The organism is Gottfriedia acidiceleris (assembly GCF_023115465.1).
GTDB classification, from domain to species: domain Bacteria; phylum Bacillota; class Bacilli; order Bacillales; family Bacillaceae_G; genus Gottfriedia; species Gottfriedia acidiceleris_B.
In genome coordinates this window covers 2,591,863-2,617,908 of the sequence record NZ_CP096034.1, presented here as the reverse complement: position 1 = coordinate 2,617,908, position 26,046 = coordinate 2,591,863, and the positions used below count along the sequence as shown (strand labels likewise).

The window sequence follows — 26,046 nt, the reverse complement described above, 5'->3', positions numbered from 1 at the left end:
CGGAGTATCATAGTAGTATAAAAGGTTTTTGACAGTTATGACAGAGTTGTAAAAAGTTTATATAAAAATATAGAAACATAGAATATAGAACTTATTGTTTGATAGCTAAATAGCTTTTTTTCATTACAAGAAGTAATTTTCTGAAATTTTTCAACAATTATACGCTATGTGTGATAATATAGTATTTGATTTGTAGTAGAATTGGAGGGAAAAGACTTGAGAAAATGGACAACCATTTTACTAGTCATCAGTCTTGTAGTCGGAAGTTTTATTCCTAGCAGGCTGTTTGAAACAACAAAAGTAAATGCACAAAGTACACCAATCTCACTCGGTTTTTCACCGGCTGATGCAGCAATGGACCCAGAGCTTCCTGTTGTATATTTAACAAAACTAGGTAGTAAAAATGTGACAGCTGTCAATTATGAAACCGGTCAAGTGAAAACAATTGTGTTACCGTACCCATCGGAACATATTGAAGTATACGGAGATTATGTCTATGCAACGCAACAAAAAGTTTCACACGATCGATATAGCTCTGGAAATGGTGGAATTGCGATTATCAATCGAAGCGATTTTAGCTTAGTTCGAGTAGCGAATATTACAATTGATCCAATGGATATCGCAATCGACAAAGATGGGTATCTGTATATTACACCAGGTTCAGGCCAGTGGGTTGCACTAAAAGTAATTAATCTAGCTGATTTTACCGAAGTACCACAAACGCTTTATACCACTATTTATGCTGGTGCGACAATTTTTTATAACAAAGAAAATTCAAAAATTTATACTGTTGATTCTGAAGACATCTCACCAATGGATATCGATGCGTTTGAAGTTGATCATGGAAAAATCATCAACCATTATGACTCCCCGTATCATGGGGATTATAATTTAGAAACAGAAGCGAACATTACACCCGACGGATTACATTTATATAATCATAGTGGGGCAGTGTTTGACCTTGCACCACTTCGTGCAGGTGATATGACGTATTCACTTGGAATGGGTGGGGATTACTATGATTTTGCATTTAGTCTTGCAGACAATCTAACATTCGCTGCTAATTCAAACGGTGGTATTGATGTGTTTACATACAATACAGATGAGTTTTTGTACTCATTAAAAGAAAATGTTTTACCAGAAAAATTATTATATAAGAATGGATTGTTCGTTGTTTATTCTGATCAGAACAACAAGTATTATTGTGAGTTTATAAATGATGTAAAACCAGCGCCTTTCTCGGTGGTTGATAGTGCTGTATTTGATTTGGATCATTGGACAGACGAAAATCTGCCAAAACTGACAGATGGAATGCTGAATGTGCCAATCAATACGATTTTCGCATTACAATTTCCACAGAATTTGACTATTCGAGATTTAAATGGCATCACGCTAGCTGGATCAAATGGAAACGTACCAATTGATGTTGAAACGGATCATGGGACACTTATTATTCAAGCAGAAAACCTCGATCCAAGTACAAATTACACATTAAGCATTAAAAAAGAAGCGATGACAGGCTATTTAAATGAAGCATTAACATCCGATTTGACGTATTCATTTAAAACGAAAATACCGCCAATTACGAATCTATCTGTTGCAACTGATTCAAATCTTGCACCAAAAGAGTATAGATTTAATGCAACTTCTACTGGTGGGCAAAATGTAGAGTACAAATTTTCTGTGAATGAAAATGGCACATGGAAAGTTTTACAAGAATATAGTTCTTCATCTAGTTTTACATGGAATCCAAAAGCAAAAGGAACATTCCATTTTAAAGTGGAAGCAAGAAGTGCAGGTTCAACGATGGCGTACGAAAAACTGACTGATTTTTATCAGACGGTAACTGATAATGAGAGCCCGACAGTGACGATCACAAAAAGTACTGAACGCCTTACAAATAAACCAGTTAGTATTCAAGTGTCTGCGACTGATAATATTGGTGTTCAATCGATTCAATTACCTAACAATGTAGTTGTTTCAGGTAGTAACGCAACATATGATGTATCAAAAAACGGATCATACTACTTTTACGTAAAGGACATATTTGGAAATACGACGAATAAAGAAGTCGTTGTGAACAATATTGATACCATTGTACCTAAAATGGATGTGATTCCAAGTACAACCGAAGTAACGCTATCAAATGTTTTACTTGTTGCAAATGCAAGTGATGCATCTGGAATTGCAAAAATTATCTTACCAAATGGTAGTGAAGTGAATGGGACTAACGCAATTTTCCCTGTTAGTAAAAATGGAACTTATAAATTCATCGCTGAAGACGTGGCTGGAAATCGTACTACGAAATCTTTGATCGTTTCAAATATCAGACCTCCAGCACCATCTGTAAGCTCAATTTGGAATAGCCATACTCGTATTACTGGGAAAACAACCCCAAATGCGTCGATTACAGCAAAAGTTGGTTCAAAAGTGATTGGACAAGGAAAAGCATTGCAAACTGGCCAATTTAGTATAACAATTCCAAAACAACAAGCAGGTACAATTGTTGTAGTTACAGCTACTTTAAATGGGGGCACAAGCAATCCAACAAAAGTAACTGTACTTGATAAAATTGCTCCTTCAAAACCGGTTGTAAATAAAGTAACATCAAATACAACAATCCTAACTGGGAAAGCAGAAAAATATGCAACTGTGTATGTTTACGCAGGCTCAAAATATTTAGGAAAAGGGAAAGTGGATTCAAAAGGAGCGTTTCGAATCACAATTGTAAAACAACGAAAAGGCACTAAACTTTCCGTTTATGCGGTCGATTCAGCAAAAAATAAAAGTGGAAGCACAATTGTAACCGTATACTAAGTAAAAAAGATTCACAGTATTTTCTGTGAATCTTTTTTTACATTTCTTTAAATTACGAAATCTGTTTACAATCAATCAAGACATTAAAACCTAAGTAATAATAATTCTTCTACATAAAGTGTAAAGACTAAGTTCAAAATTATATTTTTGAAGCATTACACATTTACCTGACTAAGAAGAATACGTTTTAAAATATTTTCAGCTTCATTTAATTGGATTGAAGTCTCAAAAGTAGCTTGTGCTTGCCCTGAACCGCCGCCTCCTTTTCCTTCAACCTGTTTTATCAAAATTTTTATAAGTTCTCCACAGTGCACATCATTTTTGAGCTGATTAATTAGCAATAATTTTTGCTCTTTTACACTTGAAAAAACAAGTAATGAAGGTTTTTTAGATTGGATTACCTTTGCGAGTAACTGTAAGTCTTTTACTGATTCTTCCTCAAATGTTTTGATAATGATATCATTCATTGCAGTTAATAGTAACTCGTTAGAGATTGAGTTAAAAATCGTTTCTTTCATTCTATCAATTTCTTTTTGTGCTTCTTTTAATTCATTAATCGTCGTTTCAACTTTATCTTTAATTTGATCAGTATGTGTATTAAATAATTGATTAATTTTTGATAATGTTTTACTAGTTTTTTGAACTTCTTCTAGTGCTCTATAGCCACATTTAAAATGGAGTCGAGTAGTTTGTCTTACTTTTTCAGTTTTAATTAGTTTAATTAATCCAATTTCACCCGTATGTTTTACATGAGTACCACAACAAGCAGATAAATCTGTATGTAATATCTCAACAATTCGTATGTTGTCTTCAACTTTTGGTAATTTTCGGAGTTGAAGTGCATTTAATTCTTCTTTATTTACGAAGTATGTTTTAATTTCAATATTTGCAAGAATCTTTTCATAAACTGCTCTTTCAATTTGATTTAATTGTTCAGCAGAAAGAGAAGGTGTATCTAAGTCAATCGTGACTGTCTCTTTTCCTAGATGAAAACTTACAGTAGGAATATCGAATAGATCAATAATTGTTGCTGACAGTAAATGTTGGCCACTATGATGCTGCATATGATCAATTCTTCGATCCCAATTTATTTCACATGTTGCTTCCGTTGTATCCGGTTTTGCATTTAAGACATGGATCACTTCTTCATCATCTTCTATTAAATCAACAATTTCGATTCCATTAATTGTACCGAAGTCAGATGGTTGCCCGCCACCCTCAGGATAAAATGATGAATCCTCAAGTTTGATATGAAATAAAGAATCAACTTCTTTAATTTCAGTAATTTTAGTAAACCATTTTTTTAATGAGGGGTGTTCAAAATATAGTTTATTAGCCATGATAATACCTCTAATCTTTTAATTTTCAAAATTTACTTTAATTTAAATTAGATAGAAACGAAATAAAAACTTAAAATATTCTGTTTCTAATTTTAGCATAATTGACAATTAGACAAATAGATTTTAGTATTTAGTTAATTAACTAAATACTAAATCTTAGAGGTGTGAAATGTGAACGAATTATTTAAAGCATTATCGGATCCAACTCGAAGGAAAATTTTAGCTTTATTAAAAGAGAAGGATTTAACTGCTGGAGAAATCTCAGAACAATTCGATATGTCAAAACCTAGTATTTCGCAGCATCTTAAAATATTGAAATCAGCCCAGTTAATTCAAGATGAAAAGAAGGGCCAATTTATTATTTACTCTCTAAATCTGACTGTTTTCCAAGAAATTATAAGTTGGGCATATAGTTTTAAAGAAAAATAATTGAGAGGTGACATATTTTGAAGAAGCATATTATAGCAATTTTACTATTTATTTGTTCGCTTGTATTATGGATTATTAACTTTCATGATTTACCAAGTCAACTACCAGTTCACTGGGATTTTTCAGGTCATGTTAATAATTACGATTCAAAAATGCAAACGTTTATCGAGCTCCATGCGATCATGCTTTTTGTTTATTTATTGCCAATTGTAACTCCGAAGATTGATCCAAGAAAAGAAAATTATAAGTTATTCCAAAGAAGCTTGTCCTTTATGGCAACAGGGATTTTATTTATTTTCTTTTTACTTAATATGAGTGTTTTATTTTATGGATTAGGTTATAACGTTCAGATCGGCTCAATGAGTTTTCTTTTTATTGGTCTTTTGTTTATGTTTCTTGGAAATTATATGCCTCATGTTCGTTCGAATTATTTTATTGGCATCCGTACGCCTTGGACATTAAGTAATGAAAATGTTTGGAAAAAAACACATCGAGTTAGCGGTAGATTATTTATGATCGTTGGTTTATGTTTCGTGTTGCTTTATTTTATACCAGTGAGTAACAAAGGAATAATTGTATTTCCACTGATTATATTTTTAGTTGGGTTCACAACTATATACTCATATATTGCCTTTAAAAAGGAAATGAAAAACTAAATTAAGCTATTTTTTTACAAAATTTGGTGATTGATTAAGAATTTATTTTAGAAAAAATTTAATTTCCCTTTAAAGTATGGTATTGTAAAGAGTAGAGCAAAAGAGTTGGAGGAATAAAAATAAAATGATTACAGTAAGCAATGTTAGTTTGCGTTTTGCGGACAGAAAATTATTTGATGATGTTAATATAAAATTTACACCAGGTAACTGTTACGGTTTAATTGGTGCTAATGGTGCGGGTAAATCTACTTTTATTAAAATTTTATCTGGTGAAATCGAGCCGTCTACAGGTGATGTTATTGTAACGCCAGGTGAGCGCCTTGCAGTATTAAAACAAAATCAGTTTGAATATGAAGAGTTTGAAGTTCTTCAAACAGTTATTATGGGTCATACTCGTCTTTATGAAGTAATGAAAGAAAAAGATGCAATCTATATGAAGGAAGATTTTACTGAAGAAGATGGCATGAAAGCTGCAGAACTTGAAGGTGAGTTTGCAGAGTTAAATGGTTGGGAAGCAGAATCAGAAGCTGCGATTTTATTAAAAGGTCTTGGTATTACAGAAGACTTACATTATAAAAAAATGGCTGAATTACAAGCTGGTGAGAAAGTAAAAGTACTACTTGCTCAAGCACTATTTGGTCAACCAGATATTCTTTTACTAGATGAGCCTACGAACAACTTAGATCTTAAAGCTGTTCAATGGTTAGAAAACTTCTTAATTAACTTTGAAAACACAGTTATCGTTGTATCACATGACCGTCACTTCTTAAATCAAGTTTGTACACATATGGCAGATTTAGATTTTGGTAAAATTCAACTTTATGTTGGTAACTATGATTTCTGGTATGAATCAAGTCAATTAGCTCAAAAATTAATGTCTGATGCTAATAAGAAAAAAGAAGAGAAAATTAAAGAACTACAAGGATTTATTGCTCGATTTAGCTCAAATGCTTCAAAAGCAAAACAAGCTACTTCACGTAAAAAACTTTTAGATAAAATTACGCTTGATGATATTAGACCATCTTCTCGTCGTTATCCATTCGTTGGATTTACGCCAGAGAGGGAAGTTGGAAATGATTTATTAACTGTAGATGGAATTTCAAAAACAATCGATGGTGAAAAAGTACTAGATAATGTACGTTTTACTGTAAACAAAGGCGATAAAATTGCGTTTGTAGGTAAAAATGACGTTGCAATTTCAACTTTATTTAAAATTTTAATGGGTGAAATGGAGCCGGATACTGGTTCATTTAAATGGGGTGTAACAACTTCTCAAGCATTTTTCCCTAAAGATAACTCTGAGTTCTTTGAAAATAGTGACATGAACTTAATCGAATGGTTACGTCAGTTCTCTCCACAAGATGAGTCTGAGAGCTTCTTACGTGGTTTCTTAGGACGTATGCTATTCTCAGGAGAGGAAGTAATGAAAAAAGCTTCTGTTCTTTCTGGGGGAGAAAAAGTTCGTTGTATGCTTTCAAAAATGATGTTAAGTGGAGCAAACGTATTAGTATTAGATGATCCTACTAACCACTTAGACTTAGAGTCAATTACGGCATTAAATAATGGTTTAATTGCCTTCAAAGGTACTGCATTATTTACTTCTCATGACCATCAGTTCATTCAAACTATTGCAAACCGTATCATTGAAGTAACACCAAACGGTTTAGTTGATAAAGAGTGTACTTATGATGAGTTCTTAGAGAACAAGGATTTACAAAAGCAAGTAGAAGAGTTATATAATAAGTAATTCCACATACAAAGGCCATTCACAGGATAGAAGTTAAACCACTAATCAATTGATTAGTGGTTTTTCGTACTTTCATCTTGTTTTTATATTTGTTAAACTATAAAAAAGGGAGGAGAAAAAATGTCCGAGTTAAATGATAATAAGTTTTTTAAAAAGTATTTAAAGAAAGCTTCTTCCTATTTAGGAAATAAAGAAAAATCAACGAATTTATTGAAAAAAGCAGCTCAGCTCGCACCGGATAAAAAAGGCGCGTTAGGTGAAGCTTGGGGAAAAGTAAATTTATTTATCGATCTATTTAAATCATATATTAATGGCAGTTATAGAGATATTTCTACAAAATCAATTTTGACAGTAATCGGAGCATTAATTTATTTTGTCAGTCCAATCGACGCAATACCAGATTTTATCGTAGGCTTAGGCTTTTTAGATGATGCAACGATTTTAGCGTATACATTTAAACAAATTAACAAAGATATTGAAAAGTATAAAATTTGGAAAGAAAATAATATCGAAAAAGATGATTCAACAAATTTAGTGGAAATTGAAGAGATAGAGCAAGATCATGAGCTAAAAGATTAAAATATCAATCAAAATTAAAATAAGGTTGCCCATTATTATTAATGAGCAACCTTTTCTATACTGTTTAATAATGTACATGACTTTCATCTTTTGACCAAACAATGAAAGGGTTTTCAATATCTTTGACCTTAATCATAATTTGTTCACTAGGGATCGTTCGATCTTCATAAGGCAATGAAAGTTCATCATAAATATGTGCATCATCAAATCCAATTTTTGCAGCATCATCTTTTGTAAAAAAATAATATATTTTTGATATTCTAGACCAATAGGCGGCACTTAGACACATTGGGCATGGTTCACAGCTAGTATATAAGACGGCATCTTTTAATAAATATGTACCTAAATTTTGACATGCGTTTCGAATTGCTTGAACCTCTGCATGTGCAGTTGGATCATTTAAAGTAGTGACACCATTTACACCGGCACCAATTACTTTTCCATTTTGGACAACAACTGCCCCAAATGGCCCACCATTCTTATTTAATAAATTTTCATAAGCAAGTCTTACACTTAATTTAATCCAATCAGAGTGATTCAAACTAACACCACCTTTATAGTAATAAGGGCGAAAGGTTTTTCCATTTATCTAATCTCTTAAATTAATATAAATAAGTAGGCAATAAAATTGGTTAATCGATTTATACTACTTTAAATCAACCATTACCAATAAAAAGGGTATCTTACTTATTTGTACACTCTATTACAGTATTTAAGAACATATTTAATCAATATAAAGTAAGAAAATTCATTTTTTTATCAGAACAATAAAAATAGAGTAATATAATTCAAAAAAAATTTTTTAATATAAAAGTAAGTACTTGACGGTATAAAGAATCTTATAAATATTCAAAATGTCGAATGATTTATTAAGAAAAATAGAGGAGTTAGTTGAAATGAATTAGAATATGTAAACGGTTACATTTTTTTGAAGGATGTGTTTCGAATGAAGAATTTCGGAAATTATATTCAATTGCAAGTGTATAGTGGTGGAAAAAAAAGTGAGATTCCTGTTAGATTTGAGGATTTAGAAAAGTTAGCACAAGATCAATTAGAGGAAGGACCTTTTTATTATATAGCTGGGGGCGCTGGTAGTGAGCGCTCGATGATTGAAAATAGATTAGCATTTGATAAGTGGAAAATTGTACCGCGAATGTTACGTAATGTGGCTGAGCGTGATATTAGTATAAATTTATTTGGCAAAACATATAACTCGCCGATTTTATTTGCTCCAATCGGTGTCCAGTCGATTGCACATCCAGAAGGGGAACTTGAAGCTGCTCGAGCAGCTGCAGAATTGAATATTCCATACATTACTAGCACTGCATCGACTTACTCATTAGAAAAGGTTTCAACTGTTCTAGGAAATTCTCCAAAATGGTATCAATTATATTGTAGTAGTGATATGGAAATTGCAGCAAGTATGATTAAACGTGCTGAAGCAAATGGCTACGAAGCGATTGTTATTACGCTTGATACCTCGATTATGGGTTGGAGAGAAAAAGATATTGAAAATGCATATTTACCATTTTTACAAGGCCAAGGGATTGGTAACTATTTAGAGGATCCTGTATTTCGCTCACGATTAAATAAATCACCTGAAGAAGATCCACAGTCAGCAATTCTATTATGGACAAGACTCTTTGGCAATCCTGCATTAACATGGGAGGATTTAGCATTTTTGCGAAATCAAACTAAATTACCTATTTTATTAAAGGGAATTTTACATAAGGATGATGCAATGCTTGCTCTTGAATATGGTATGGATGGCATTATCGTTTCGAATCATGGTGGAAGACAGGTTGATGGAACGATTAGTACTTTAGATGCATTAGAGAGTATTTGTAGTGAATTAAAAGGTAGATTACCAATTTTAATGGATAGTGGTATTAGAAGAGGATCAGATGTATATAAAGCATTAGCAATCGGTGCTGATGCAGTTTTAATTGGTCGACCGTATATGTATGGCCTAGCTCTTGCTGGTAAAAACGGGGTAGTCCAAGTAATGAAAAATATTTTAGCTGATTTTGATTTAACGATGGCTTTATCCGGACAAAAAAGTATCAGTGAATTAAAGCCATCTTTGTTGGTAAAAGAAAACCTTAGTAAACATTTTTAAAAATTAAAAAGAGCGATCTCAGTGAGTGCTTAGACTAATGAGTCGCTCTTTATTTTGAAAATATAATTAAACTGCCTTCTTTACTTCGGTATATTCTTTAACGAAAAACTTCTCCATTATACAACCAATTACAAAACCGATTAAACCAGGTATTACCCAACCGAATCCTTTACTTTGCATTGGAACAATCGATAATAATTCATTTAAGCCGTTATTTAAAAATGATGAATTGATTATTTCGATTAAGCTATAAATTCCAACAAACAAAATTGTTAATAAATAAATTGCTCTACCTTTAAATGGTAATTGATCGTGTAAAAGTGCTAGAACAATCAGTGCAATTGCCATCGGATATAAAAGACCTAATATTGGAACGGATACTTTTAATATTTGTGTAAGTCCTAAATTGGCTACGAATCCACTAAAGAAACATAATAAGATTGCCCATTTTTTATATGATAATTTAGAGAAAATACTATTAAAATATTGAGAACATGATGTAATTAAACCAATACAAACACTTAAACATGCAAGTGTAAAAATAAGTCCTAAAACAATCGTTCCACCATTTCCAAATAATTGATTCATTACTGTTGTTAAGACGATTGCTCCATTGTCAATTTGTCCAGTAATCGTTGTTGAGGCACCTAAGTAGCCAATTATAAAATAAGTCATCGATAATAATAATGCACAAATTAAACCGAAAATCATTAAATACTTAATTTGTAATTTTTGATTTGTAACATTTAATCTTTGAAAAATATTGATGAAAACAATCCCGTAGATTAATGCGCAAATCCCATCCATCGTTTGATAGCCATCTAAAATTCCTTGTGAGACTGGATTAGATTTGTATGTTAAGGATGCACCCTTAAAACTAGATAAGTCCGTAAACATTGCTTTAATAAAAACAATTAAAATTAAGATTAGTAAAGCTGGAGTTAAAATTTTACCGAATCTGTCAACTAATTTTGAAGGTGATTTAGCAAACCAATAAACGATACTAAAAAACACAATTGAATAAACTAATAGTCCTATTGGCGAATTAGCTAAACCTTCGGACAAAAATGGTTTAACACCCATTTCATATGCGAGACTACTAGCGCGTGGAATTGCAAGTCCAGGTCCGATCGACAAGTAGATTGCCATCGGGAAGAGAAGTGCAAAAATAGGATGTACTCTCTTTACAAGCGTATCAAAATCACCGGATTTTGCTATTGCTATAAATGCTAAAATCGCAATACCTGCATCTGAAATAATAAATCCTATAATTGCTTCCCATACATTCTCTCCGGCTGCTTGTCCAATGTATGCTGGGAAAATTAAATTACCTGCACCAAATAACATAGAAAATAACATAAATCCAATAAACAGTATTTCTTTTTTTGATAAAGTATTCAAATAATTCACCTCAAACATAGTTGCTTTTTAAAAATGATTTTCTCATTCTATCAAAAAATAACTTTATTTACTACAAAATCTTTTAAAATTCTTACAATTTTCATAAAGAATGAAAAAAATTTCTTTTGTCCTAATTTTTATTGCTTAAAGCATAAGTAAACTTGTCCTCTAACTATATATAATTATAGGCTTTTTTAAGGGAGGACTAGAATGATCCAATTTCAAGATATATCTTTTAAGTTTTCAAATGGAAAAAGTGCAGTTCAGGATTTATCTTTTTCAATTCATTCAGGTGAATGCTTTGTTTTAATTGGCCCAAGTGGCTGTGGAAAAACAACAACAATTAAATTAATAAATAGATTAATTAAACCAACAGACGGTGAAATTTTTTATAATGATAAAAACATTAAAGATTATGATGAACATAAGCTGAGGAGAGAGTTTGGATATGTACTACAACAGATTGCACTATTTCCTCATCTGAATGTTGAAGAAAATATTTCAATCGTACCAGAATTAAAAAAATGGAACAAAGCACAAATAAATGAGCGAACTCAAGAATTATTAGAATTAGTAAAATTAAATCCTTTGGAATTTAGTAAAAGATCAGTTTCGGAGTTGTCTGGGGGTCAACAACAGCGGGTAGGTGTAGCGAGGGCTTTAGCAGGAGATCCAAACTTATTATTAATGGACGAACCGTTTAGTGCATTAGATCCGATTACTAGATTACAATTACAAAAGGACTTGAAGCAATTAAAAACTAAGATTAATAAAACGATCCTTTTCGTTACTCATGATTTAGACGAGGCATTTTATTTAGGAGACCGAATCGGGATCATGCACGATGGTGAACTAGTTCAAGTAGGTACGAAGGAAGAAATTTTAAATAATCCAGTTAACCCTTTCGTTGAACAATTTATAGACAATTATCGTGGTAAAGCTGTTGTAAAGGAGGGAATATAAGATGATTCTCACTTCATTTACAACAACCCTTGCAAATAGAAAAGAGCAATTACTAACAGCTTTGTTAGAGCATATTCAAATTTCAGTATTTGCACTTATTATTGCAATAATAATAGCTGTCCCGGTTGGAATTTACTTAACGAGAAAGAAAGTTCTCTCTGAATTTGTAATTGGAACTACAGCAGTTATTCAAACGATTCCTTCATTAGCACTGTTAGGGATTTTAATACCTTTAGTCGGTATTGGAAAGATTCCAGCGGTGATTGCGCTAAGTGTTTATGCATTATTGCCGATCCTGCGAAATACATATACCGGAATTAAGGAGATTGATCCGATTCTATTAGAAGCAGCAACTGGGTTAGGAATGAACGGTAGACAAAGACTTTTTAAGGTTGAATTACCATTAGCATTACCAGTTATGATGGCGGGAATCCGAACTGCGATGGTCATAATTGTTGGAACGGCAACAATCGCCGCTTTAATAGGAGCTGGAGGTTTAGGTAGTTTAATATTATTAGGAATCGATCGAAACGATATGAATTTAATCATTATAGGGGCAATACCTTCAGCACTTTTAGCAATTATATTTGATTTTATTTTAAGATTAATAGAGAAGAGGAGTTTTAAGAGTTTTTCATTAAGAATCATAACTGCTAGTTTTATTTTATTAGCATTATTATTTTCTCCATTAACAATTAAATCTTGGAATAAAACGGATCTAGTGATCGCTGGAAAACTAGGTGCTGAACCAGAAATAATAATGAATATGTATAAATTAATGATTGAGGATGAAACGAATCTAAACGTTGAAGTTAAGCCTAATTTTGGTAAAACAACATTTGTGTTTAATGCATTAAAAAAGGGTGACATTGATATTTATCCAGAATATACAGGTACGGCCATTTCTACTTTTTTGAAAGAAAAGACTGTTAGTAACGATGCAAATGCAGTATATGAACAAGCTGCTGAAGGTTTAGCAAAAAAATATAATTTGAGCTATTTGGAACCTATGAAATTTAATGACACGTATGCATTAGCTGTTCCGGATCATATTTCGAAACAATTTGGAATCGAAACAATTTCAGATGCAACCAAAGTAGAAAATCAGTTAAAAGCAGGTTTCACATTAGAATTTACAGATCGTGAAGACGGATATTTAGGTCTACAAAAATTATATGGATTAAAGTTCCAAAATTTAAAAACGATGGAACCAAAATTGCGATATGACGCAATTCAATCGGGCGATCTCTCAATAATCGATGCATATTCAACTGATAGTGAACTCCACAGTTATAACATGAAAGTGCTAGTCGATGATAAAAATTTATTCCCACCATATCAATGCGCACCACTTCTGAGAAAAGAAACACTTAAAAAATATCCAGAAGTCAAAATTATACTAAATAAATTAAAAAATAAAATAACGGATGATGAAATGCGAGAAATGAATTACAAAGTAAATGTTGGTGGAAAATCTGCTGAAAGTGTTGCTAGAGAGTTTTTGAAGGAAGAGGGTTTGCTAAAATAAACGAAAAGGACTGTCTTATTGGTCAGGGGAACTGATCTAAGCGGTCCTTTTTTGTTGTATTACACTAGAATGTATAGCACTGTTCTATCACAATTCATATTTTTGCAGATTCGTAGCGACTTTTTATTCGAGATAGATAAAATTAGAGGGAAATTGCTAGTTTTCTTTAAAAAATATGAATTGATAAACAGTCCTTGGTGTGAAATACCTTAACTGGTAGGGTTAATTTCGTATCTTAATTGCACTTGTGCTAGATTTAATTGCAGATTTGATAATTTTAATTGCGGTTTAACAAATTTAATTGCAGATTCGCTACTTTTATTTGCAGTCGACCGTTTATTTGCAGCTTCCATCCCTTATTTGCAGTCCAATGTCTCCCCGTACACTTATTCTCACCACATCACACCAATCAATAAAAAGAGGGTTGCCTAAAATAATTGGCTACCCTCTTTTGTTATCACACGATAAGAATTTCAATGTTTAATCATTATAAGCTCCAGTTAACATCTCACTTACAAAAGAATCATTTTCCCATTCTTCATAAGAGAAATCTACTGAATACTCCTGATCGGATTTTTCGTCTTTAATCTGAATGTCAAAATGATTACTCATTACTTTCAACACTTCATTGATTTCGTTAACAGTCCCATTAATTTGTAAAGTAGCCATTTTTACTCGCCTCCGATTTTAATTTACAGAAAATTCTGTATAAAGTAACCATATGATAATCCTTTTAAAAACATTTTTCAAGAGTAAAATTTTGTCGAAAAATTATTTTGAAAAAATGTAAAGGTTTTCATTGTTGATTTACCAATATTTATACGATATTTGAATAAATTATGAATTTAAAATTTTCTAAAAACTTGTTGATTTATTTAGTAGATTGGAATAAAGTAAGTACAAATATTTTAACTCTTGAGGAGGATTAACCGTGACAGAGCAACAGATTTTTTTAAATGGTGAATTCGTTCAAAAACAAGATGCAAAAGTTTCTGTATATGATCATGGATATCTATATGGAGATGGAGTATTCGAAGGGATTCGCGTATATGATGGCAATGTATTTCGCTTAAAAGAACATCTCATTCGATTATATGAATCAGCAAAATCAATTTTATTAACAATTCCTTATTCATTAGAAGAGTTAACACAAATTGTAGTTGATACAGTAAATCGAAATAATTTACATAGTGGTTATATTCGACTCGTCGTCTCAAGAGGTGAAGGGAATCTTGGATTAGATCCAGCTTCTTGTCCAAGAGCAAATGTAGTTGTCATTGCTGAACAACTAGCACTGTTTCCACAAGAACTTTACGAAAATGGTATGGAAATTGTAACAGTAGCAACGAGAAGAAATCGAAGTGATGTATTAAATCCACAAATTAAATCTTTAAATTACTTAAATAACATATTAGTAAAAATTGAAGCTAAACTTGCTGGTGTTCAAGAAGCACTAATGCTAAACGATCAAGGCTTTGTAGCTGAAGGATCTGGAGATAATGTCTTTTTAGTAAAAGGGAATAAGTTAATTACTCCACCGAGTTCAGCAGGTGCATTAGAAGGAATTACTCGAAATGCAATTATGGAATTAGGTGACACATTAGGTTATGAAGTTGAGGAAAAATTGTTCACTAGACATGATGTTTATATTGCCGATGAGGTTTTCTTAACAGGAACAGCAGCTGAAGTAATTGGCGTATCTAAGGTAGATGGACGAGTGATTGGTGATGGAAAACCAGGACCAAATACACAAAGATTATTAAAAGCATTTCGTCAATTAGTAGTTGAAGATGGAGAAAAAATTTACGTAAAACAAGGGTGATAAATTGTGCGAAGTGACATGATCAAAAAAGGAATCGACCGCGCACCGCATCGTAGCTTATTATTAGCGGCAGGCGTTAAAGAAGAAGATTTTAATAAACCATTTATAGCAATTTGTAATTCATATATTGATATTGTTCCAGGTCATATTCATTTAAGGGAAATGGCTGATGTTGTAAAACAAGCGATTCGAGATGCCGGTGGAGTTCCATTTGAGTTTAATACGATTGGTGTCGATGATGGAATCGCAATGGGGCATATCGGAATGAGGTATTCTTTACCAAGTAGGGAAATCATTGCCGATGCAGCAGAAACTGTAATTAATGCACATTGGTTTGATGGAGTATTTTATATGCCAAACTGCGATAAAATCACACCTGGAATGCTAATGGCAGCTGTTCGTACAAATGTACCAGCAGTTTTTGTATCAGGTGGACCAATGGCAGGAGGACTATCTAAAGATGGAAAGGCCCTATCTCTTGCTTCAGTATTTGAAGGTGTAGGTGCTTTTAAATCAGGAAAAATGAGTGTTGAAGAATTACTCGATATTGAAAAGTCAGCATGTCCTACATGTGGATCATGTTCTGGAATGTTTACAGCAAATTCAATGAATTGCATTATGGAGATGCTCGGTGTAGCACTACCATATAACGGAACAATACTTGCAACTAGTAAAGACAGACATCAATTAATCCGTGATGCAGCTTTTCATCTAATGGATTGCATTGAAAACGATATAAAACCAAGAGATATTATTACAAAAGAGGCTATTGATGATGCATTTGCACTAGACATGGCAATGGGTGGATCGACAAATACTGTTTTACACTTAATGGCCATCGCAAATGAGGCAGGAATTGATTACGACTTAAAGGATATAAATGACGTAGCTAGAAGAGTACCTTATTTATCTAAAATTAGTCCCGCTTCGCACTATTCAATGCATGATGTTCATTTAGCAGGTGGTGTTCCAGCAATTATTAAAGAACTTACAACCATTCCTGGAGCAATCAATAGTGACCGCATTACAATTACGGGAAAAACTTTATTCGAGAATGTGCAAGAAGCTACAATCACGAATAGTGAAGTGATTCGCAAAAAAGAAAATCCTTATTCACAAACAGGCGGATTATCGATCTTACATGGGAATCTAGCCCCAGACGGAGCAGTTATTAAAGTAGGAGCGGTTGATTCTTCAATCCAAACATTTATTGGTGAGGCAATTTGTTTTGACTCACACGATGAAGCAGTTGAAGCGATTGACAATGGTCTCGTAAAAGAAGGGCATGTCGTTGTCATTCGATATGAGGGTCCAAAAGGTGGACCTGGAATGCCTGAAATGCTTGCACCAACTTCATCAATTGTAGGAAGAGGTTTAGGAACAAAAGTTGCGTTAATTACAGATGGTCGTTTTTCGGGGGCTACTAGAGGAATTGCAATCGGACATATTTCTCCAGAAGCGGCTGAAGGTGGACCAATTGCATATATTGAAGACGGCGATGAAATCATAATCGATCTTTTATCAAGAAGTATTACATTATCAATTTCAAACGAAACGTTAGAATCTCGTAAAACATCATATAAATTAAAAGAACCAAAAGTTAAAACGGGTTATTTAGCAAGATATGCAAAGTTAGTTACTTCTGCTAATACTGGTGGAATATTAAAAATATGAAAAAGCATTGAAAGAGAAAAGTAGTTATGAAAAGGATCTTCAGAGAGTCGGTGGCTGGTGTGAACCGATGACCTTGATTAATGAAACTCACTCTTGAGTGTCAAGCTGAATTAATTTGTAATGTAAGCTTGAACGTTGGTCACGTTATAGCCAGATTTTGGTTAGCCAAAATCCCAAAGTTAGGTTATTAACCTAAGAAGAAGGGTGGTACCGCGAAAAGTCTTTCGCCCCTTCAGCATCTGCTGAAGTGTGGAGTTATGGCTTTTTTTATTGCGAATAAATGGGTAAATTTTATCCAAAAATGGAGGGAAAAGTAGAAATGAGTCATCATTCGATGAGAACTCTGTCAAAAGAATTGTCAGGTGCAAATTTACTAATTGATGCTTTGAAAAAAGAAAATGTTGAAATGATTTTTGGTTACCCTGGAGGGGCAGTATTACCATTATATGATGCACTTTATGATGCTGATATTCCTCACATTCTAGCAAGGCATGAACAAGGGGCCATTCACGCTGCAGAAGGATATGCACGTGTGACTGGTCGACCAGGAGTTGTAATCGCAACAAGTGGTCCAGGTGCAACAAATGTAGTGACTGGTTTAGCAGATGCGATGATGGATTCATTACCACTAGTTGTTTTTACTGGTCAGGTTGCTACAAATGTAATCGGAACGGATGCCTTTCAAGAAGCAGATGTTATCGGAATTACAATGCCAGTTACAAAACATAACTACCAAGTGCGTAATGTTGAAGATGTCCCTCAAATCGTAAAAGAAGCATTTCATATTGCTTCAACAGGCCGTCCAGGTCCAGTTGTCATTGATCTACCAAAAAATATGATGGTTGAAAAAGGAGTGAAAAAGGAAGAAGTAGAGGTTCAATTACCAGGTTATCAACCGACTTATGAACCAAATTTTCTTCAAATAACAAAATTAATAGGAGCAATTGAAAAAGCTAAAAAACCAGTCGTATTAGCTGGAGCAGGAATATTACATGCAAAAGCAGCTGATGAGTTTACTGAATTTATAAAAAAGTTCAATATCCCAGTTGTCAATACGCTTTTAGGGCTAGGTGGATTTCCAGCTAATGAGGAATTATTCCTGGGAATGGGGGGCATGCACGGAACTTATACAGCAAATATGGCAATGTATGAAAGTGATTTACTAATTAACATCGGAGCAAGATTTGATGATAGGTTAACGGGTAATTTAGCACATTTTGCTAAAAATGCGATTGTGGCACATATCGATATAGATCCTGCTGAAATAAACAAAGTTATTCCGACAAATATTCCAATCGTTGGATGTGCTAAGGAAGTTCTAAAAGTTCTATTAAAACAAAAAGTAGATAAACAAAATCATAGTGAATGGTTAGAACTTCTTAAAAGTCGAAAAGAGGCCTTTCCTTTACAGTATGAACCGAGTAGAGAAGTCATTAAACCACAAACTGTCTTAACTTTACTCCATTCGATTACAAATGGGAAAGCAACGATCTCCACAGATGTAGGTCAACATCAAATGTGGGCCGCTCAGTATTATCCTTTTGATGAACCACATAAATGGATCACTTCAGGTGGACTCGGAACGATGGGATTTGGTTTACCGGCTGCAATCGGAGCACAATTTGCAAAGCCTGAAGAATTAGTTGTAGCGATTGTAGGTGATGCAGGATTCCAAATGACATTGCAAGAATTGAGCATGATCAAGGAACATAATTTACAAGTTAAAATTTTAATTTTAAATAACGCAGCTTTAGGAATGGTAAGACAGTGGCAATCAGCTTTTTATAATGACCGCTTCTCTAGTTCTCTATTAGACTGCCAGCCTAGTTTCACAAAACTTGCTGAAGCTTACGGTATTAAAGGGATGACAATCTCAGATCCAAATTTAGTTGAAAGTCAATTACGAGAAGCAATTGAATTTGATGGGCCAGTTTTAATTGATTGTCGAGTTCATCAAGCTGAAATCGTTACACCAATGGTTCCACCTGGTAAAGGAATTCATGAAATGGAAGGGGTGAAATAATGAAACGAGTCATTACATCAACTGTATTAAATAACAGTGGCGTACTCAACCGAATTACAGGAGTGATCTCGAGAAGACGCTTTAATATCGAAAGTATTTCTGTAGGTCATACTGAACAAGATCATATTTCAAGAATTACGTTTGTCGTTCATGTAGAGGATTTACAACAAGTTGAACAATTGATTAAACAGCTTCACAAGCAAATTGATGTGATAAAAGTAGCAGATATAACAGAAGAATCAGTTATTGCTAGAGAACTAGCCTTAATAAAGGTGAGTACAAATGCAGCTACAAGAAATGAAATTTATAGTCTAATTGAACCGTTTAGAGCCTCGGTTATTGATGTAAGCCGTGATCAGATTGTCGTTCAAGTTACTGGTACTTCTGACAAGGTAGAGGCTTTGATTGAATTATTAAGACCTTTCGAACTAAAAGAAATAGCTCGAACAGGTGTTACCGCATTTACTAGATCTGCTAAACATAAGGAGCATGCTCAAAAGCTACTCTCTTATTAAATAAAAATATAAAACATAAAAAAATTGGAGGAATTTGAAAATGGCTAAAGTATATTATGGTACAGACGTGAAGGAAAATGTATTAGTAGGGAAAACGATTGCAGTAATTGGTTATGGCTCACAAGGTCACGCACATGCTTTAAATTTACATGATAATGGTCATAAAGTAGTTGTTGGTTGTCGCCCAGGTAAATCATGGGATGCTGCAGCAAATGATGGCCTACATGTAACGACTGTTGCAGAGGCTTCAAAGGTAGCAGACGTAGTAATGATTCTATTACCGGATGAGCATCAACCAACTGTTTATAAAAATGAAATTGAACCGTATCTAGAAAATGGTAATGCGCTTGCGTTTGCACACGGATTTAATGTTCACTTTGATCAAATTGTTCCTCCTGCAAATGTTGATGTATTTTTAGTAGCTCCAAAGGGTCCTGGACATCTTGTTCGACGTACTTTTGTCGATGGCGCAGCGGTTCCAGCATTATTTGCTGTATACCAAGATGTAACGGGTGAAGCAAAAAATGTAGCACTTTCTTACGCTGAAGGAATTGGTTCTACTAGAGCAGGAGTTCTTGAAACTACATTTAAAGAGGAAACTGAAACAGATTTATTCGGAGAACAAGCGGTACTATGTGGTGGTGTAACGTCTTTAGTAAAATCAGGATTTGAAACATTAGTAGAAGCAGGATATCAACCAGAAGTAGCATACTTTGAGTGTTTACATGAGTTGAAGCTAATCGTTGATTTAATGTACGAAGGCGGAATGAGCTATATGAGATATTCAATCTCTGATACTGCGCAATGGGGTGATTTCGTATCTGGTCCTAGAGTAGTAGCGAATGAGTCAAAATTAGCGATGAAAGATATTTTAGCAGAAATTCAAGATGGTACGTTTGCTAAAGGCTGGATTAACGAAAATAAAAATGGTCGTCCAGTATTCAATGAAATTAATGAAAGTGAAAAACAACATCAGTTAGAAGAGGTTGGAGAAAAACTTCGTGCAATGATGCCATTTATTCAAAGAAAAGAAAAGGTCGAGGTGAAATAAAAAATGAGTAAAATTCAGTTTCTTGATACAACATTACGTGATGGCGAACAATCTCCTGGGGTTAATTTAAATCGATTTGAAAAGCTCGAAATTGCGAGACAACTAGAAGCTTTAGGTGTTGATATCATTGAGGCTGGTTTTGCCGCTTCCTCAGAAGGTGACTTTTTAGGTGTTCAAGAGATTGCGAGACAGATTCGTTCTGTCTCCGTCTCAAGCCTTTCTAGAGCAAAGGATTCAGATATTAAAACAGCATGGGATGCGTTAAAAAATGCTGCAGAACCGAGACTTCATATTTTTCTTGCAACAAGTGACATTCATATGAAATATAAATTAAACATGACGAGATTAGAAGTTTTGGAAACTGCTAAACATTGTGTGCAGCTTGCAAAATCCTTTTTTCCAAAAGTCCAAATTTCCGCTGAAGATGCATGTCGTACTGATCGAGCATTTCTTGCAGAATTTGCAGAGACTGCCATTAAAGCAGGTGCAGATGTCATTAATATTCCAGATACTGTCGGTTACACAAGTCCTTCAGAATATTACGATCTATTTAAATATTTACAAGAAAATGTACCGTCTTATCATAAAGCCATTTTTTCTTGCCACTGTCATGATGACTTAGGAATGGCAGTAGCGAATTCTTTAGCTGCAATACAGGCTGGAGCAACCCAAGTTGAATGCACCGTAAATGGAATTGGGGAAAGAGCAGGAAATGCAGCACTAGAAGAAATAGCCGTTGCACTACATATTAGGGAAGATGTTTACCGAAAAAATACTAATTTACGATTACAAGAAATTACGAAGACAAGTGAACTTGTTAGTCGTCTTACAGGTATGGTTGTCCAGAAGAATAAAGCAATAGTTGGTACAAATGCATTTGCTCATGAATCAGGTATTCACCAAGATGGCGTACTAAAAGAACCAACAACATATGAAATTATACCCCCTTCATTAATTGGACTTTCTACAAATTCATTAGTATTAGGGAAACATTCAGGACGTCATGCTTTTACTGATAGATTAAAAGAACTTGGATTCAACCTTTCAACAGAAATTATAAACGAAGCGTTTATTCAATTTAAAGCTTTGACAGATTCGAAAAAAGACATTACAGATGCAGATTTAATAAACATTATTAGTAAGTGGAGCAAAAAGGAGGTTCTAAAATGAAATTAAAGATCGCATGTCTTCCAGGAGACGGAATCGGACCAGAAATTATGAATTCAGCAGTACAGGTTTTAGAACAGATTGCACAATCTTATCAACATGACTTTACTTTTTCAACAAATTTATTCGGAGGTCACGCGATCGATGAAACAGGCACTTCATTACCGAAAGAAACATTAGATAATTGTTTAAATTCGGATGCCGTATTATTGGCAGCAGTAGGCGGACCAAAATGGGATCAAGGTGTTGAACGACCAGAAAGCGGCTTATTAAGGTTAAGAAAATCACTTAATTTATACGCAAACATTAGACCAGTTGATGTTTACGATGAACTTGTGAATCATTCTCCTTTAAAATCTGAACAAGTAAGAAACGTAAGCTTTGTCGTCGTTCGAGAATTAACAGGCGGAATTTATTTTTCTGAACCTCGTTTCCATAATGAAAAAGAAGCAACCGATACACTTTCCTATACTAGAGATGAAATTGAACGAATTGTAAAGTATGGATTTGAGTTAGCAAAAACTAGAAAAGGCAAACTTACATCAGTTGATAAAGCCAATGTATTAGAATCTAGTAAACTTTGGCGAAAAATTGTAAATGAATTAAGTTCAAACTATCCAGAAGTAGAAGTTGAGCATATTCTTGTTGATGCAGCTGCGATGGAACTAATTCGAAACCCAAGAAGGTTTGATGTAATCGTGACTGAAAATTTATTTGGGGATATTTTAAGCGATGAAGCTTCGATGATAACTGGCTCATTAGGAATGCTACCTTCTGCAAGTAGATCTGGCAAGGGTCCTTCATTATATGAACCAATTCACGGTTCAGCACCAGACATCGCTGGACAAAATAAGGCTAACCCAATTGCAATATTAAGGTCAGTGGCGATGATGCTTCGCGATTTTAACTTAGATGATGAAGCTAACTCGATTGAAAATGCGATTGTTAATTCAATCAATAATGGCTATTTAACTGGTGACCTAGGTGGTAAAAGTTCAACGATTGAATTTACAGAACAAGTTATAAAGGAATTACAATTTCAAACAGTTGGAGGTAGTATGCGATGAAACAAACATTGTTTGATAAACTTTGGCAAAATCATGTTGTAACTGGTGAAGTAGGTAAACCACAGCTTTTGTATATCGATTTACACTTAGTCCATGAGGTTACTTCTCCCCAAGCTTTCGAGGGATTGAGATTATCAAATCGAAAAGTAAGAAGACCAGAATTAACATTTGCGACGATGGATCATAATGTACCAACACAAAATCAATTAGTCATCACTGACTTAATTGCCAAACAACAAATGGATACGTTAAGAAATAATTGTCAAGAGTTCAATATTCCTTTAGCAGATATTACGGATGAGGACCAAGGTATTGTCCATGTAATTGGACCAGAACTTGGGTTAACACAGCCAGGAAAAACAATTGTCTGTGGAGATAGTCATACATCTACCCACGGTGCATTTGGTGCTTTAGCTTTTGGAATTGGAACAAGCGAAGTTGAACATGTTTTAGCAACACAAACTTTATGGCAAGTTAAGCCAAAATCAATGGGTGTGAAACTTGATGGTAAGCTTCCAAAAGGTGTATATGCTAAAGATATCATTCTTCATTTACTAGCCACTTATGGTGTATCGATGGGAACTGGATATGTCATTGAGTTTTATGGTGAAGCAATTACAAATATGTCAATGGAAGAACGTATGACTTTATGTAATATGGCGATTGAGGGAGGAGCAAAAGCAGGATTAGTTGCTCCTGATCAAAAAACTTTTGATTATCTAAAAGGTCGAAAATATACAGTAAATTCATATGATGAAAAATTAATAGAATGGAAGAAATTATATACAGAAGAGGGAGCAATATTTGATAAAACAATCGAAGTGGATGTAGCAACCCTTGCACCTTACGTAACTTGGGGTACAAATCCTGGAATGGGCGTAAGAATTGATGAAGCCCTTCCAAAAGCCAAGGATGAGAACTACGAAAGAGCATATGAATATATGGGATTAAAGCCAGAAATCACACCAAAGGAGATTCCAGTTCAACATGTATTTATCGGTTCATGTACAAATTCTAGATTGTCAGATTTAGAGGAAGCGGCAAATTATCTAAAAGGAAAGAAAGTAAAATCTGATGTGCGTGCATTAGTTGTTCCGGGATCAAAAAAGGTACGTAATGCAGCGATGGCAAAAGGTCTACATAAAGTCTTTATCGAAGCAGGATTTGAATGGAGGGAAGCTGGATGTTCGATGTGTCTAGCAATGAATCCAGACCAAGTGCCAGCTGGAGAACATTGTGCATCTACTTCAAACCGAAACTTTGAAGGAAGACAAGGTAAAGGGGCAAGAACACATTTAGTAAGTCCAGTAATGGCAGCAGCTGCTGCAGTACATGGTCATTTTATTGATATTCGAAAGGAGCAAGCAAATGAAACCGTTACGTACGCATAAAGGCACAACAGTATCAATTATGTTAGATAATATCGACACAGATCAAATTATTCCAAAACAATATTTAAAGCGAATAGAACGAACTGGCTTTGGAGAATTTTTATTCGATGAATGGCGATATCATGATGACCGCTCACCTAATCAATCTTTTTCATTAAATAATGAGGAACGAAAAAATGCTTCAATCTTAATAAGTGGAAAAAATTTTGGTTGCGGTTCATCTAGAGAACACGCACCTTGGGCGTTAAATGATTATGGATTTACGATTATTATTGCTGGTAGCTTCGCAGATATTTTCTACAATAACTGTATAAAAAATGGCATGCTCCCGATTGTCTTAAATGATGAGATTCGCTCACAATTATCTACATTAAGTGGGAACCAAGAAATTGAAGTGGATTTAGAAAAACAAGTCGTTAAAACGGTATTTGGAAACTTTGATTTTTCGATCGATCCTGTTTGGAAAGAAAAATTACTAAATGGCCTAGATGATATTGCGATTACGATGAAATATGAAAATGACATTGAGAAATATGAAAAATTACACGCATAACTAAAAAAGAAGTGTCTTATAAGTTAACTTACTTATGAGATACTTCTTTTTAATTGCAAGCATGAAGATTACGAAAATAAATAAGCTACTCCTTTTTTAATCTAATTTGTCGATAAAATTAACTTAAATGAAAAGTAGTTGTTTGAATATTTGGATTATTGTTTAATAAGATTAAATACATTATTAATCTAGAGAGAGGTGATTAATTTGAACCTAAAAATTATTGTAGACAGCTCTTCTGATCTTCCAGCTGATATAGTGAAGAAATACGATATTTCAGTCATTCCATTAAGAGTCTACGATCAATTAGAAAAAGAGTTTCTTGATGGAGTAAATATACAATCACATGAGTTAATGCAAAGAATGAAAAATGGAGAGAACTTTACTTCATCTTTACCTTCTTATGATGCAATTTATCAAACTTTAATATCGTGTAGTACAGATCAAAATTGTGTCTATCTTACTTGTTCTGGTGACTTATCTGGTACGTATAATTTTGCACAATTAGTAAAACTAGATATTTTAGAAAACAATCCAAATGCCTCTATTCATATAATTGATACTAGATCAGTTTCACTTGGAATTTGTGTATTAGTTTTGGAGTTAATAGAAGACTTAAATAATAATGAATCATTTGAGAATCTAATGAATCAATTAAATCACAATATAAATAAGATCCAACATATTTTTACGATAGAAGACCTCCAATATTTAATACGAGGTGGTCGTGTCGGTAAGTTTGCCGGATTTTTAGGTGGCATGCTAAATATAAATCCGATTATGGAAGTAAGCGAAGGAAAATTTAAACCACTTGAAAAAGTACGAGGTCGAAAAAAAGCATTAAATCGAATGCTAGAATTAATTAAGATCCGAAAAGATGAACTTAGTAAAAATATTGGAGTTGTATATGGGGTAAAAGATGATTCCACCGAACAATTTATTAAACAATTAAAGGATCTAATTGGTAGTGAACAGATCATAGAAAACTCAGTTGGTTCAGCAGTCGGCGTTCACACTGGTCCTAGTGCAATAGGAATCTTTTTTCTAGCTAAATAAGAAAATTCATTCGACTCTCAAAGTGGTGAGAGTTTTTTTGTTTAAAAAAATATACGGATATAATAAAAATAGTTTAATAGGAAATAAGAATACATTTCTACTACTTATAAAGAGACATGATTATTGATGATAAAACAACTTTTGACAA

21 protein-coding genes, 1 pseudogene and 1 other annotated feature are annotated in these 26,046 nt (G+C 33.7%); of the genes and pseudogenes, 18 read left to right on the top strand and 4 right to left on the bottom strand.

All coding sequences use genetic code 11. From position 1 onward, the window contains the following. The first annotated feature begins 216 nt into the window (after positions 1-216). Complete coding sequence (locus tag MY490_RS12475) at positions 217-2,817, top strand: Ig-like domain-containing protein (protein ID WP_248266012.1); 2,601 nt, start codon at positions 217-219, stop codon at positions 2,815-2,817. 155 nt (positions 2,818-2,972) lie between these two features. Here MY490_RS12475 and MY490_RS12470 read toward each other — a convergent pair whose 3' ends face one another. Then, the gene (locus MY490_RS12470) at positions 2,973-4,157 is read right to left on the bottom strand and encodes an alanyl-tRNA editing protein (protein WP_248266011.1); all 1,185 of its coding nucleotides are present in this window, start codon (positions 4,155-4,157) and stop codon (positions 2,973-2,975) included. A 171-nt stretch (positions 4,158-4,328) separates the two neighbouring features. Between MY490_RS12470 and MY490_RS12465 the strand changes: the two genes are divergently transcribed. The 4 genes from MY490_RS12465 to MY490_RS12450 all read left to right on the top strand — a co-directional run bounded on the left by MY490_RS12465 (position 4,329) and on the right by MY490_RS12450 (position 7,568). Next, positions 4,329-4,586: an autorepressor SdpR family transcription factor gene (locus MY490_RS12465; RefSeq protein ID WP_248266010.1), complete on the top strand. Its 258-nt coding sequence runs from the start codon at positions 4,329-4,331 to the stop codon at positions 4,584-4,586. A gap of 17 nt (positions 4,587-4,603) precedes the next feature. Then, positions 4,604-5,242: an SdpI family protein gene (locus tag MY490_RS12460; protein WP_248266009.1), complete on the top strand. Its 639-nt coding sequence runs from the start codon at positions 4,604-4,606 to the stop codon at positions 5,240-5,242. A gap of 124 nt (positions 5,243-5,366) precedes the next feature. Continuing rightward, positions 5,367-6,989: an ABC-F family ATP-binding cassette domain-containing protein gene (locus MY490_RS12455; RefSeq protein WP_248266008.1), complete on the top strand. Its 1,623-nt coding sequence runs from the start codon at positions 5,367-5,369 to the stop codon at positions 6,987-6,989. Positions 6,990-7,109: 120 nt separating this feature from the next. Continuing rightward, positions 7,110-7,568 (top strand): YkvA family protein, encoded by a 459-nt coding sequence (locus MY490_RS12450; RefSeq protein WP_248266007.1) that lies wholly within the window; start codon positions 7,110-7,112, stop codon positions 7,566-7,568. Positions 7,569-7,632: 64 nt separating this feature from the next. On the opposite strand, the gene MY490_RS12445 is transcribed toward MY490_RS12450, so the two are convergent. After that, positions 7,633-8,109 carry a nucleoside deaminase gene (locus MY490_RS12445; RefSeq protein ID WP_248266006.1) on the bottom strand — a complete coding sequence of 159 codons (477 nt, stop codon included), beginning with the start codon at positions 8,107-8,109 and terminating at the stop codon, positions 7,633-7,635. Positions 8,110-8,514: 405 nt separating this feature from the next. Here MY490_RS12445 and MY490_RS12440 point away from each other — a divergent pair, with 405 nt between their 5' ends. After that, complete coding sequence (locus tag MY490_RS12440; RefSeq protein ID WP_248266005.1) at positions 8,515-9,687, top strand: alpha-hydroxy-acid oxidizing protein; 1,173 nt, start codon at positions 8,515-8,517, stop codon at positions 9,685-9,687. A gap of 66 nt (positions 9,688-9,753) precedes the next feature. On the opposite strand, the gene brnQ is transcribed toward MY490_RS12440, so the two are convergent. Beyond that, complete coding sequence (brnQ, locus tag MY490_RS12435) at positions 9,754-11,088, bottom strand: branched-chain amino acid transport system II carrier protein (RefSeq protein ID WP_248266004.1); 1,335 nt, start codon at positions 11,086-11,088, stop codon at positions 9,754-9,756. A gap of 210 nt (positions 11,089-11,298) precedes the next feature. Between brnQ and MY490_RS12430 the strand changes: the two genes are divergently transcribed. Both MY490_RS12430 and MY490_RS12425 read left to right on the top strand, forming a co-directional pair. Continuing rightward, positions 11,299-12,051: an ABC transporter ATP-binding protein gene (locus MY490_RS12430; RefSeq protein WP_248266003.1), complete on the top strand. Its 753-nt coding sequence runs from the start codon at positions 11,299-11,301 to the stop codon at positions 12,049-12,051. 1 nt (position 12,052) lies between these two features. Further along, a complete protein-coding gene (locus MY490_RS12425; protein WP_248266002.1) occupies positions 12,053-13,579 on the top strand; it encodes an ABC transporter permease/substrate-binding protein in 1,527 nt (508 codons plus the stop codon). Positions 13,580-14,059: 480 nt separating this feature from the next. Here MY490_RS12425 and MY490_RS12420 read toward each other — a convergent pair whose 3' ends face one another. Next, on the bottom strand, positions 14,060-14,248 hold the full coding sequence (locus MY490_RS12420) for a hypothetical protein (RefSeq protein ID WP_056477121.1): 189 nt from the start codon (positions 14,246-14,248) through the stop codon (positions 14,060-14,062). A 262-nt stretch (positions 14,249-14,510) separates the two neighbouring features. On the opposite strand from MY490_RS12420, the gene ilvE reads away from it, so the two are divergent. The 10 genes and pseudogenes from ilvE to MY490_RS12370 all read left to right on the top strand — a co-directional run bounded on the left by ilvE (position 14,511) and on the right by MY490_RS12370 (position 25,898). Further along, a complete protein-coding gene (gene ilvE, locus MY490_RS12415) occupies positions 14,511-15,401 on the top strand; it encodes a branched-chain-amino-acid transaminase (protein ID WP_248266001.1) in 891 nt (296 codons plus the stop codon). Between the two features lie 6 nt (positions 15,402-15,407). After that, complete coding sequence (gene ilvD / locus MY490_RS12410) at positions 15,408-17,075, top strand: dihydroxy-acid dehydratase (RefSeq protein WP_248266000.1); 1,668 nt, start codon at positions 15,408-15,410, stop codon at positions 17,073-17,075. Next, positions 17,074-17,310, top strand: a binding site (T-box leader). Its footprint overlaps the gene before it by 2 nt. A gap of 99 nt (positions 17,311-17,409) precedes the next feature. Continuing rightward, on the top strand, positions 17,410-19,098 hold the full coding sequence (gene ilvB, locus MY490_RS12405; RefSeq protein WP_248269371.1) for an acetolactate synthase large subunit: 1,689 nt from the start codon (positions 17,410-17,412) through the stop codon (positions 19,096-19,098). After that, the gene (gene ilvN, locus MY490_RS12400) at positions 19,098-19,613 is read left to right on the top strand and encodes an acetolactate synthase small subunit (RefSeq protein WP_025671139.1); all 516 of its coding nucleotides are present in this window, start codon (positions 19,098-19,100) and stop codon (positions 19,611-19,613) included. Before ilvB ends, ilvN begins: the two co-directional genes overlap by 1 nt. Positions 19,614-19,653: 40 nt before the next feature. After that, positions 19,654-20,664 carry a ketol-acid reductoisomerase gene (ilvC, locus tag MY490_RS12395; protein WP_248265999.1) on the top strand — a complete coding sequence of 337 codons (1,011 nt, stop codon included), beginning with the start codon at positions 19,654-19,656 and terminating at the stop codon, positions 20,662-20,664. 3 nt (positions 20,665-20,667) lie between these two features. After that, positions 20,668-21,789, top strand: a pseudogene (locus MY490_RS12390) (2-isopropylmalate synthase); the annotation flags it as partial. Positions 21,790-21,830: 41 nt separating this feature from the next. After that, positions 21,831-22,898 carry a 3-isopropylmalate dehydrogenase gene (gene leuB, locus MY490_RS12385; RefSeq protein WP_248265998.1) on the top strand — a complete coding sequence of 356 codons (1,068 nt, stop codon included), beginning with the start codon at positions 21,831-21,833 and terminating at the stop codon, positions 22,896-22,898. Then, entirely contained in the window at positions 22,895-24,289 is a 1,395-nt protein-coding gene (gene leuC / locus MY490_RS12380; protein ID WP_248265997.1) for a 3-isopropylmalate dehydratase large subunit, read from the top strand. Before leuB ends, leuC begins: the two co-directional genes overlap by 4 nt. Continuing rightward, entirely contained in the window at positions 24,267-24,842 is a 576-nt protein-coding gene (leuD, locus tag MY490_RS12375; protein WP_248265996.1) for a 3-isopropylmalate dehydratase small subunit, read from the top strand. The genes leuC and leuD overlap by 23 nt, the downstream gene beginning before the upstream one ends. A 207-nt stretch (positions 24,843-25,049) precedes the next feature. Beyond that, positions 25,050-25,898, top strand: a complete 849-nt coding sequence (locus MY490_RS12370) for a DegV family protein (RefSeq protein WP_248265995.1) — start codon at positions 25,050-25,052, stop codon at positions 25,896-25,898. The last annotated feature ends 148 nt before the right edge of the window (positions 25,899-26,046 follow it).